Consider the following 1535-nt stretch of genomic DNA (forward strand, 5'->3'; position numbering starts at 1 on the left):
GGATTTGACGGCGGAGCGGTTCACCGCTGATCCGTTTGGTCCGGCGGGTGCGCGGATGTATCGCACGGGTGATGTGGCGCGTTGGAACGCCGATGGTCAGTTGGTGTATGTGGGCCGGGTTGATGACCAGGTCAAGGTGCGGGGCTTCCGTATCGAGCTGGGCGAGATCCAGGCCGTTCTCGCTTCTCATGGTGAGGTGGCCCAGGCCGCGGTGGTCGTGCGGGAGGACCGGGCCGGGGATCAGCGGCTGGTCGCCTATGTGGTGGCCGATGACACGGTGTCCGAATCGGGGTTGCGTGACCATGCCGCTGCCCTGCTGCCGGATTACATGGTGCCCTCGGCGTTCGTCACCCTCGCCGAGCTGCCGCTGACGCCGAACGGCAAGTTGGACCGGCGTGCCCTGCCCGCGCCCGACTACGGTTCGGAGACCGCCACCGGCCGGGCGCCGCGTTCGCCGCGCGAGGAGATCCTGTGCGGTCTGTTCGCCGAGGTGCTGGGCGTGGACTCGGTCACCATCGATGACGACTTCTTCCGCCTCGGCGGCCACTCCTTGCTCGCGACGAGGCTGGTCAGCCGCATCCGTAGCGTCATGGACGCGGAACTGCCCATCCGGCAGCTCTTCGAGACCCCCACCGTCGCGGGCATTTACACCGCCCTGGCGACCGACACGGTGCGCCGCCGCGTGACCGCCGCCGATCCGCGCCCGGACCGCATCCCCCTCTCCTATGCCCAGCAACGGCTGTGGTTCCTCAACCAGTTCGAGGGCCCCAGCGCCACCTACAACGTCCCGATCGCGCTCAGACTGACCGGCCCTCTGGACCGGGAGGCGCTGCGCCTGGCCCTGGGCGATGTGGTCGCCCGCCATGAGAGCCTGCGCACCGTCTTCACCGAGGACGCCGACGGCGCGTACCAGGTCGTTCGTCCGCTGGGCGAGGCCGCGCCGGAATGGGCGACGGTGGAGACGGACCGGGCGGATGTCGAACGGGAGCTGCGTGAGGCCGCGCGGCGCGGCTTCGACCTGTCGGCGGATTCGGGAGAACTGCCGCTGCGGGCAACACTGTTCGCGCTCGACGGCGGTGACGAACACATTCTCCTGCTGGTCCTGCACCACATCGTCAGCGACGCGTGGTCGCGCGCCCCGCTGGCGCAGGACCTGACGGCGGCGTACGCGGCCCGCGCGACGACCGGCCGTGCCCCCGCCTGGGAGCCGCTGCCGGTCCAGTACGCGGACTACAGCCTCTGGCAGCGGGACGTCCTCGGCGACGAGACCGACGCCGACAGCGAGATCTCGCGGCAGCTCGGCTACTGGACCTCCGCGCTGGCGGGCCTCCCGGACCAGTTGGAGCTGCCGTACGACCGGCCGCGGCCGTCCGTCGCCTCCTACCGTGGGGACCGCGTCCCGTTCGAGATTCCGGCCCCGCTCTACGACAAGGTGGTCGCGTTCGCGCGGGACACGCAGTCGAGCCCGTTCATGGTGGTGCAAGCCGGGCTCGCGGCGCTGCTGACTCGGCTCGGCGCGGGCACCGACATCCCCA

The 1535-nt window shown here is 70.6% G+C and carries 1 pseudogene; it reads left to right on the plus strand.

The features are described from left to right. Positions 1-4: 4 nt before the first annotated feature. A pseudogene (locus tag KN815_RS22390) lies at positions 5-1535 on the plus strand (condensation domain-containing protein); the annotation flags it as partial.

This window comes from Streptomyces niphimycinicus, from assembly GCF_018883605.1.
GTDB classification, from domain to species: Bacteria; Actinomycetota; Actinomycetes; order Streptomycetales; family Streptomycetaceae; genus Streptomyces; species Streptomyces niphimycinicus.